Origin of the sequence: Arthrobacter sp. M4 (assembly GCF_020251205.1) — a bacterium.
Lineage (GTDB): Bacteria > Actinomycetota > Actinomycetes > Actinomycetales > Micrococcaceae > Arthrobacter.
In genome coordinates this window covers 1-9592 of record NZ_JAIWYX010000035.1, presented here as the reverse complement: position 1 = coordinate 9592, position 9592 = coordinate 1, and the positions used below count along the sequence as shown (strand labels likewise).

Genomic DNA, 9592 nt, shown 5'->3' with positions numbered 1-9592 from the left:
CTAGCAGATGGACGCCATGCAGTTAGGAAATCCGACGCGATACAACTAGGCGTTTCGACGAGTTCAAACGAGGCATTCCGCCACTATTGAGCCGCCGCGCCCCTTTCCCGGACAGCCGTGGCTGTTGCGGCCGGCGCCTGGGTGAGGGTCTTGTGGACGACACCGATGGATGCCGACGCCGGCGGCGAGGGTTCGGATGGACTCGCCGCGTTCGCGGCGGGCCAGGATGGCGGCACGTGTGTCGGCGTCGACGACGGGGCGTCGGCCTCCGACGCGTCCTTGTCTGCGCGCGGCTTCGAGCCCGTTGGGCCTGGCGAGGCAGGAACCGTTACCCGGACATCCGGGTGCCGGTGCTTTCCGAGCTGGCAATTTGCAGGGTAGCTGCATGCTGCCTTCACCGTTTTAAACAGGCACTCGTGCTCTGGTGCGGGGGAATCGCCGGGAGTCGCGTTCTTTCCAAGAAATTCGCGTCTGACTGGGCTCCAGACAAATCCGTGGTGCGGAGGAGCACGCAGTGAACGGCCGAGGATCAACGTCACCGCAGGGTCTTGAAGCCAGGGACATCGCTGTGCCGGGCTCTCCTCACCTGACAGCGCAGGGAGTCCCTCCATTGCGAAGATTCCATCCGGCCGTCGCGCAGCCAGCTATTGGCCTTCCCTCTGTGGGGCGCACTGCGTCCCCGGGACCTGTGGTCCTGTTGAGCGGCTGTTTTCCTGCAAAACGCGGATGAAAGCAACCCACCATGCCTGGCTCACTGCTGCGGGCCACCGAACAGAGGAGGAATCATGAAGCATAAAGCACTCGCCGCGATGGGAGCTACGGTCTCCGCAGCCGTGATCGCCATCGCAGGGGCCAGCCCTGCGATGGCGCGGCCCATAGAACATCAACATTTTTCGGATTCGGGCAGTGCCATTGCCCAGGAACAGTTCCCCGGATTCTGCGCCGGTGTGGTGGACTTCCCGGTGCTGCACGAATGGCAGGTTGAGGGGATGTTTCTTATCAGGCCACTCGGCGACGGCCTGCCCTACGCCGTGAATCCGTTCCGGGTGACCGATACGTGGACGAACACCCTCAACGGCAAGACCTTCACCGTCACGCGTGTGGTGCAGGAAAAGGATCAGACCATTACCGACAACGGCGACGGCACGTTCACGATCGTGAATTCTTCAACCGGCGTCAGCAAGGTCTACGGTCCGGACGGAACGCGTCTGTTCATGGACACCGGAACCCTCAGGGCCGAGATCCTCGTGGACAACGGCGGCACACCTGCAGACCCGTCTGACGATCAGTTCCTCGACTTCATCCGGGTAATCGCCGACCCGGGACAGGCGGACACGCAAGACCGCGACTTCTGCGCCGACCTCGTAACCTTCATCGGCTAAGGCTCGGCATAGGCGTTGGCGAGCCCTGGTTCACGACCCCACACCGGGGGCCAAAGGCACCGCCCTAAACGGCGACACGGATCCTGACTCCGTCACCGGCCCGGTTCGTCCCGGATCCCAGTACCGGGGCGAACCGCCGATGGATCAGGCCCGGAGGGTTCCGGACCTGAGGTGAACATGATCCTCATGTTGGACGGCACGTCCATGCAAAACCTGCCGTCAGGCCAGCCTAAGACCGTGAGCGATCACCGTAGAGAGACCCTCCCAACGCGAGATGGCCTAACTTCCCCGGTAATGGCCCAACGCATCCGAACGCCGGGACGACATTACCCGGGTTCGCGACAACCACAGGAGGGGTTTGCTCGGAGAGCCGGGATCCGGCAGTGCTGCCCGGAGAATCAGGATCACCCCGGTGCATCCGCGCTATCCGGGAAGACGGCGAAACACCGGCGGCAGGCAAACACCCGCCCGCCTCCGGGTAGCCGCGCCGCCCAATGAGGACCAGCAAGCTGACACCGGAAGCAGCACAAATCCGAATAGGCAGCACCTTCGGCATCAAGCCTGCTGTCATGGCACAGATGCCAAACAGAACAATCCACTGAAATCTGTCTGTGCTGAAGCGGAGTTCTGAAGGTTCACAGCTGGCCGCCCGATTGCGGGGGAAAGGCCATTTCAGTACGTCCGGAATGCCAGTCGATGGCGTGGGTTACGCCCTCTGCCAGGCGCCGGAGTGTGCCGGCCAGGCTGACGTCAATGCAGGGGTAGTGTGCCGCTGCATTGGCGACAACGGCCTGGATCTCCTGCGAGGTGATCCAGCAGACTGTCTCGGGAATGGCCCGGCTGAGACGCTGGCCATCGTCGGCCGAAAAAGCTGCAGCAGAGCACAGTTCCTCCAAGCCGACCTTGACGCCGTCGAACAGGTCGAGGCGTCCTGCTGACTGAATACGGACCGGGGGAGCTGTATCCATAATGATCAGGAGCAATTTGTGCTCGCGTGGACCGGTCATCAGGGCCAGGTATTCGCGTGCCAGTTGCGTCTTTTGGAACCGGGCGGCCTTCCTGGTGCCTTTGGCTTCGATGAGAACCGCGGCGTTGTCTTGCCCGATGGCAGCATCCGGCTGAACGCGGATGCGGGTGCCCGGAATGGTGATCTCGTCCGGGAACATCTGTACGGTGGCGTTTTCCAGGCCTGACGTCACCAGGGCCCGGGTCTTGTCCGCACCGTGGGCTGCCATAAGGAGGCCGCCCAGGAAAGCGGTCCGGGGCAGCAGCGACAGGAGCAGCATTACCTCTGCTGTGAGCACATTCTCGTCTCCCTGGCCGCCGTTCCTGAGGCGGCGGATGCTCGATCCGGCCCAAGACAGTTCGTCCACTAAACGGCCGATCACTGAAGCAGGCGACGCAGATTCCATGGCTTGACCCTACAGGTAGGCATCGTCGGACTCCGGAAGGATGCGGCCGGTGGTAGTGGTGTGGTTCTACTTTGGCTTTGTCGTTGCTGGCGGTTGGGTTGGTGGCCGCCTGGTTCCTTCCTGTTTGAGTGGCCGCCACTGTTGGGCCTCTGTCCCGATACGGGCCGATCATTGTCGGAGCCGGGGAGGTCAAGGGTTGCCCGGAGGGCAATCACGAAGTGACGCGAAGCGCCCTTTGCCGTTCCGGTGGAGACAGTAGAATGATCGGCTCGGGGCAGAGCACCTAGGTGGGACTTAGGCGTTTGAAATGGCCGGGTGTTCAGTGCAAGAACATGATGCCTTCGAGAACGAGCCTGTCCAAGACCCATCACAATGCGACGTCGATAACCCGCTGCTCGGGGAACACGGGGCAGCGGCTGTCTTCGGACCGCAAAAAGGGAGCCAGCGCGGCCGATGTGCAACTTCTGGAAATCGCGTTGACGCGCTTTGTCGACGTCCTCGAAAGGGAAATCGGTCCCCGGGCCTCATTGGCCGCGTCCGAGCCGGGAGCCGGAGCAGCCGGGGGCATCGGATACGCCGCACTGGCCGTGCTGGGCGCCCGCTTCGAATCAGGAGCCGAACTCGTAGGACAGATGATTGACCTGGACTGCAGGATCCAAGGGGCCGCCCTGGTCATCACCGGAGGCGTAGCGGCGGCACCCCGGGCCGCGGACGGACCGGCGCGTCACGCCAGGGGATGCTGCCACCCTCGCGCACAATCGGCGCGATCATGTTCCTCAGCGTGGCGGGCTGCGGTCAACATCTCCGGCCCCGTTGACGAAGTCCTCTCTGAGATTACGGAGCAGTTCTCGTGCCGTGCTCATCGCGGCCCGCGCCGGTACATCTGGTCAGAACACTGGGCGCAGAATGTCTTCCAACTATCTGCGTAGAGCGGCGGCGATTTGAGGCATTCCCTCTGCATCGAGCCGGTCCAGTACGTCGTCTACGTCAAGTGGCGGGTTTCTGTAGGCCTCGGACATGTTTCGTACCGCGACGTGCAGTTCCACCGCATCCAGGTGGAACTGATCCATGAGGAAGTCATCGGGATGCTTGGCCTCCAGGCCCCAGGGGTTGAGCATCTCCGGCGGGAAGTGTTTGAGGTTGTTTGTGACGATCACCTGGGCTTGAACCTTCAGGGCGGCCGCCATGACATGGGCGTCCCCTGGGTCTGGGAGGTCTGTGAACACCTGCTCAAGTGGCTGGTAGTCACTGACGATACAGTCGGGTACGGCCGCGCACATCAGTTCCCGCGTTCGGTCCAGTTTCGACGGGTCCAGGTCTGGCCGGTTTTCCTTCAGGTTTCGGAAGGTCTCATCGAGTATGGCCTCGGTCCAGCGCGCCCGGACCAGTCCGGCCTGCGCGACTCGTATCAGCAGATCCCGGAGCATGCTTGGGTACAGGACGTTGGCATCGTAAATGACGGTGAAGACCACTCTAGATAAGCCCCATGTCCTGTCCCAGTGCTGAGAGTTCGTCCGCCGCATCCTTCTGGGCGACTGAGGTCCGGCGTTTGTAGTCGTAGAGGGATTCGGCGAGGACTCGCCTGTGCGTTCCCACCTTCCGGTATTTGATCTGCTGGGATTCGAGAAGTCCCACCAAATGGGGGCGCGATACGTTCAAGATGTCGGCTGCCTGCTGGGTGGTCAGTTCCGCGCTCATGGGAACTACCGTGACCCCCTGGCCGGCCGCCATCTTCCCAAGGATTCTCATCATCAGGTCTGCTGCTGCGCGGGGCATCTCAAGCTGGCCCCCGTCGGTAACCTTCATTTCCACCGGTTGCTGGGGGTCCGTGTGTGCCTCAACCGCGCGGCGGAGCGTCTTGAGCGCTTCCCGGGCCAGCTCGGAATCGTTTCCGTGGGGATAGGCCGGGGTTGGCGCGTGAGTGGCCATTGTTCTGTCTCATCTCCCCGTTGTCGGCTGTGTATGTACAAACGTATCTCACAATCGCAATAAACGAAACAACAGTGTCGTCGCTAGAGAGGCTTGGATGGCTGCTTGTTTCCATCGGGAAGCAGGCGCTAACGGCGGTGCCGGGTCCCGTCGCCGTCTCCGGGCAAATGCGAGCATGTCCAGCACAGCTTGTAGGCGATCGAGTCTCGCGCCTACTCAATTCAAGGAAAGCATTTGCTTAGGCGGAACGTCCGGACGGGGCACCGATAGGCGGCGTTTCCCGGCTGAAACGGCTGCCGGTGGGTGCCTGATGCTGCGTTGGTCGTTGGAATCGTCTCGTTGTTAGCCTACTTGACCCCTCGTGGCTGCCATCGGCCTCGGCGCTCTGTTGGCCCGGCGTCCGGTCATCTGATTTCGCGCACTCGGCCCATGAATGGCCTGAAGGTAGGAGAACCGCCGTGAGGGAATTCGGGTGGCCACATGAGCTGCGAACAAATCCGGCCAGAGTCGGCTGGCTTGGAATCAATTCCGGAAGGCCTCTGACCCGTAACACAGAGCGACTGCCCCCCTCAAAATGGGGCCGGCAGTCGCTCTGTCTTGTTCGAATCTGTTCGAAATCTCTCAGGGAAGGCCTTGTTGACATTGTCAACAGATTTGTCGGCGGACTGGGTCGTATATCGGGCGGACTGGGCCGGATTGCGTATGTTTTCTGGAGTTCCCTTTGTTTCCAAGGGCTGGAATGCGGTTCGAGTCCCACCTTGGGCACACGTTTTCCCCTAGGCTGGGCGGGGCTTTTCGGCCTCTGGCCATGTGGACACTGTCCACACCCTTGACGGCGTGTTGCTGACGGTGTGTCAGTAGCGAGAGTGTTCAGTTGTGGTTGGAAGTTCGGTGGGCCGACGCTTCCTTTCTCCAGGCTTGGGCGAAGTTTTCGCTTCTCACTCGTTCATGGCATGGTGCAGCCGGAGCGACATGACCAGGCCCGGGAGGGGAGCTGGGTTGTGGGCTTGCTGATTGTGGGTTTCGGTGCTCATACGTACTCATGGCTGCTTTCATGGACTCCTGCATGACCCTGACGTAATTTTTTGGAATCTTTTTGTGGCCCGTCTCCTGACTCGGGGGCAAGTTCCTCGGTCGGATCTTCATGGTGTTACCGGGTGAGAGCTACCTGACCCTGCCGCAGTGCATCGGAGTGGACGGGCAGGAATTCTTTCGCGAGGGAACCGCGCCGGACTTTCGCGGACGGACCGCCTGCTGGCTAACCCGCCCGTGATTGATCGTGGGGCCCGGGTGCGGGGGAGCGCCGGCTCTGCCGCTGTGGTCTTTCGTGGCAGGTGTCGACGTCGAGATGCGGCGATCTAGATGTGGAACTCAGCTTGCCCAGTTTCATCGCGAGCTGATGGCGCGGGATCTGCTCGAGTAGCTAGGTCTTAGAGTCCTTCCTGGAGGGATTGTGGAACAGCCGGACGTCAATGGCGGCGCCGAAAGAAGAGGTCTACGTTGAGATCGCCGAACTCAGGGGATTCCACGACGGAGCTTGGATCGTCGGGCGTCCAGGCGAGGACAGCTTCGAGGAACCTCTCTTGACCCTGGAAAGTGTTCCAGGCTGACTTTGTTCGTATCCCTCAGGTGAAGCATTGCGATGCCGATGACTACATCACCCGGGTCGTTATCCAACGCGCACCCTGATGCTGATTCAGTTGCGGAAGAAGCATGACGAGTTGGGTCAATAGTATTTCAGGAATTGTCGAGGACTCCCCTTAAAAGTCATTTCTGCAGTTGGATGCTGTAATTGCCTTTCGCAGACCCGGTGTAGCTCAAATTTCGCGGTGTCGGTGGTCTTGATTTTGCTGCTCGGGTGCTTCAGTATCTGGCGTTAGCTCGATGGAGAGCTGTGATTCAGCCCGCTGGGGGCGCTGATGAAAATGGGGGAGCAGCATGCGTGCTGTCAGACTTTTCTCGACAAGCGTAAATTTGGCGCGCCTACTTAGGACGTCGCTCTTTGTACCCGGCCTGATATTCTCACTCGTGCTTTCCCTTGTCTGCCAACTCGCCGTTGCACCTCAGAGCCACGCTGCCGCAATTTCTGGAAATGCGCCACTGACATCCTCCCAGAAGGTTCCGACGGAATTAGTGCTTTGTCCGCCGAACTCGTCAAGTGATCTGATCCCGAGCCTAACCGCCCCCTACGCGGGAGAAGCGAGATGCGTGGCTGGCAAGATCTTTGATACACGTGGGCGTCTCGCCGCATCGTGTCTACTTACCCTGAAAGGGACCAATCAGGCCTATGAACCAGCTGAATGTGGTTCCATCGGGAAAGGCGTGGAGTACATTGCGCAGTCGCGCGCAATCGCTCGATTGAATCAGATGCAGAACGTCGTCTCTAAAAGTGGCATTAACGCCAATATCCAGTGGGAAGTCGTCTTGCCCTCAGGTAAGCATCCAGACATCCTCGTCTATAACCGCGACGATCCCTCTGTCCCGCTGCAGGTTATTGAGGTAAAGGGCACCTGGAGCCGCTACTACAACCAAACTCAGCGTCAAATCACCGGATACATCCAAGAATTGCAAACTGTCGTCGGCCCCGCGTACACCGTAGTGCCGGGCACCGTTCTCAACGGAACAGTGGATAGCTTCCGAGGTCCATCTCGGGACTTGCGTTGCAACTGGTTCCGATGTGTATGCCACGTTCTCCGTCTACACCAACAATGTTCCTGGAATGCTTGAAGTCACCGAAGTCCGCCGTGATCCATGCGCCGACATCACCCGGCCGGTGAAGCGCCCCGATATTAGCGACCGGGATAAGACTTATGAGACTCCGGTTCCTGAGCCACAGCCAAGACTGATCACACCCCAACCTGATGACGAGCCTGCGCCCGTACCGTTCAATCCGGGAGGTATCTTCCCGGTCCCAGCTCTTATCCCGACTACCGCAGCGGCAGTGATGCAATGTATGGCGCTCTGCGATGACTTCTTTAGGGAGTACGCACTCTGGCGAGAGCGCAACCGAGATGCGCTAAATTCGTTTCTAAGCCAAGCTTTTCACGGACGGGTCACTGGGGACCCTCACCTCGTTACTCTGGACGGTCTAAGCTACGATCTCCAGGGCGCAGGCGAGTTCGATCTGGTTACGGCACCATCGTGGGACTTCGATGTTCAAGGGCGTTTCAAGCCGCTCAACGGTTCGGTTTCAACACTCTCGTCCCTGGCTTTTCAGCTCGATGATCACACTGTCGAGTTCAACGGAACGACTCTCTTGGTCGATCACATTCCCACCACGGTTCCAGATGGAAGCTACCTGTATTTCGACCGTGGGGCTGCATTGCTCAAGAAGAACGGCCAGTACCTCGCGGTCTGGCCCGGCCAAACGCTTCGGCCCATGATGGCTTTCGACTCGAGCCTGAACCCCCGTTTCTACCTGCCCCCGGGAACTCCAACGGCAGGTCTCCTGGGTAACAACAACGGCAGCAGGACCGACGAATTCGCGCTCCGTGACGGAACATCCCTCGGGGCCTCACCGAGCCCGCAAGTTCTTTACGGGGACTACATCGATTCGTGGCGGATCACGGACGCATCCTCGGATTTCACATATGGGGCCGGCGAGTCAACGGCCACCTACTCGGACCGGACCTTCCCGCACAATGTGGTCAAGCTTGCGGATTTCACGGGTGGCCAGATAAACGACGCCTCGGCCGCTTGCACACAGCTCGGCATTCTCAGGGGACCCCAATTCGACTCCTGCCTCTACGACATGCTGGTCACCGGCGACATCAATTTTGCCGCCGTTGCCGCCGCCCCAGGCGACCAAGTGGCGGTTGACGCTGCCGGCGTCGACTCGTCCGGGAAGCTCGTCGTCGGATTTGAGGGAACCGTTCCGTCGAACTTCAGGAACACCTATCTCAGCAGCGACGCCGCGACGACCACTTATGCAGGGCCAATCGTTGATCGAAGCGGATATGGCTTCTCAGTCCCGGACATTCCAGCGCACACCAGCGCACAAATATCATTCGACCTGATTGCCATCGGACCCTGGAACGGCGACGCGATCGACCAAACTGTCGCCCTGAAAATCGACGGAAATCAAGTCTGGCAGACCAAATTCGTAGACACCGGGAACGCCAGCGATCCAGTCGTGAACGGAACGGGATTAGGAGGGCCCCGACTGACCGGCACGCTGTCAAGCGGAGTCCCGTTCGCTGTATTCCCGGTGACAGTGACACTGGATCACCAGGCGGCACAGCTTCGCGCCGACTTCACCACGTCAGGACTGAGCAGCGCCAGCCTCAAATTCCTAGGCATAGACAACATCGACATCCAGATGCAGCTCGTCCCGCCGCAAACCTTCGACGTGAGCTTGCCGGTGTCCGTATCGGACGGGGTTCCGGCGGGCGGTGCGGGGAACCTGGAAACCGCCGTATCCCATGACCAGTACCGCTTCACCGTCCCGGCCGGGGGCCAGTCGGTGTTCCTCGCCGACCAGGGCTGCCCCAGCTACATGAAGTGGACCCTGAAAAACACCACCACGGGCGCCACCCCGGCCAGCGACTACTGCTACAACGGCAATAAGGAAATCGACAACCTGCCCGCGGGCCAGTACGTGCTGGAATGGGCCGGGACCAACAACGCCTCCGGCCCGTATTCCTTCCAGCTCATGCCCGTCACTATTGATGCCTTCGATGTCACCTTGCCGGTGTCGGTGTCCAACGGGGTTCCGGGGACGGGTGCGGGGAACCTGGAAACCACCGGCGCCCACGACCAGTACCGCTTCACCGTCCCGGCCGGGGGCCAGTCGGTGTTCCTCGCCGACCAGGGCTGCCCCAGCTACATGAAGTGGACCCTGAAAAACACCACCACGGGCGCCACCCCGGC

The 9592-nt window shown here is 60.6% G+C and carries 8 protein-coding genes and 1 pseudogene; 6 read left to right on the top strand and 3 right to left on the bottom strand.

What is annotated here, in order from left to right; genetic code table 11:
- Positions 1-785: 785 nt before the first annotated feature.
- On the top strand, positions 786-1382 hold the full coding sequence (locus tag LD110_RS23195) for a hypothetical protein (protein ID WP_225502304.1): 597 nt from the start codon (positions 786-788) through the stop codon (positions 1380-1382).
- 635 nt (positions 1383-2017) lie between these two features.
- On the opposite strand, the gene LD110_RS23190 is transcribed toward LD110_RS23195, so the two are convergent.
- Positions 2018-2794 carry a hypothetical protein gene (locus LD110_RS23190; protein WP_225502303.1) on the bottom strand — a complete coding sequence of 259 codons (777 nt, stop codon included), beginning with the start codon at positions 2792-2794 and terminating at the stop codon, positions 2018-2020.
- Between the two features lie 307 nt (positions 2795-3101).
- Between LD110_RS23190 and LD110_RS24160 the strand changes: the two are divergent.
- Positions 3102-3215 (top strand): annotated as a pseudogene (locus tag LD110_RS24160) (hypothetical protein); the annotation flags it as partial.
- 34 nt (positions 3216-3249) lie between these two features.
- Entirely contained in the window at positions 3250-3723 is a 474-nt protein-coding gene (locus LD110_RS23995) for a glycerate kinase (protein WP_374200386.1), read from the top strand.
- Here the strand turns inward: LD110_RS23995 and LD110_RS23180 are convergent.
- A complete protein-coding gene (locus LD110_RS23180) occupies positions 3712-4266 on the bottom strand; it encodes a PIN domain-containing protein (RefSeq protein ID WP_225502302.1) in 555 nt (184 codons plus the stop codon). The genes LD110_RS23995 and LD110_RS23180 overlap by 12 nt on opposite strands.
- A gap of 1 nt (position 4267) precedes the next feature.
- Positions 4268-4723, bottom strand: coding sequence for a helix-turn-helix domain-containing protein (locus tag LD110_RS23175; protein WP_225502301.1), 456 nt, complete (start codon positions 4721-4723; stop codon positions 4268-4270).
- A 1472-nt stretch (positions 4724-6195) separates the two neighbouring features.
- Here LD110_RS23175 and LD110_RS23170 point away from each other — a divergent pair.
- The 3 genes from LD110_RS23170 to LD110_RS23160 form a co-directional block, all read left to right on the top strand.
- Positions 6196-6333, top strand: a complete 138-nt coding sequence (locus tag LD110_RS23170; RefSeq protein ID WP_225502300.1) for a hypothetical protein — start codon at positions 6196-6198, stop codon at positions 6331-6333.
- Between the two features lie 598 nt (positions 6334-6931).
- On the top strand, positions 6932-7450 hold the full coding sequence (locus LD110_RS23165) for a hypothetical protein (RefSeq protein ID WP_225502299.1): 519 nt from the start codon (positions 6932-6934) through the stop codon (positions 7448-7450).
- On the top strand, positions 7443-9592 hold a 2150-nt coding region (locus LD110_RS23160), incomplete at its 3' end, for a VWD domain-containing protein (protein ID WP_225502298.1). The genes LD110_RS23165 and LD110_RS23160, both read left to right, overlap by 8 nt.

Bases quoted from the DNA above. Each gene is read 5' to 3' on its own strand.
- LD110_RS23170 (WP_225502300.1), top strand. From the start codon at position 6,196: ATGGCGGCGCCGAAAGAAGAGGTCTACGTTGAGATCGCCGAACTCAGG.
- LD110_RS23190 (WP_225502303.1), bottom strand. From the start codon at position 2,794: ATGGAATCTGCGTCGCCTGCTTCAGTGATCGGCCGTTTAGTGGACGAA.
- LD110_RS23195 (WP_225502304.1), top strand. From the start codon at position 786: ATGAAGCATAAAGCACTCGCCGCGATGGGAGCTACGGTCTCCGCAGCC.
- LD110_RS23175 (WP_225502301.1), bottom strand. From the start codon at position 4,723: ATGGCCACTCACGCGCCAACCCCGGCCTATCCCCACGGAAACGATTCC.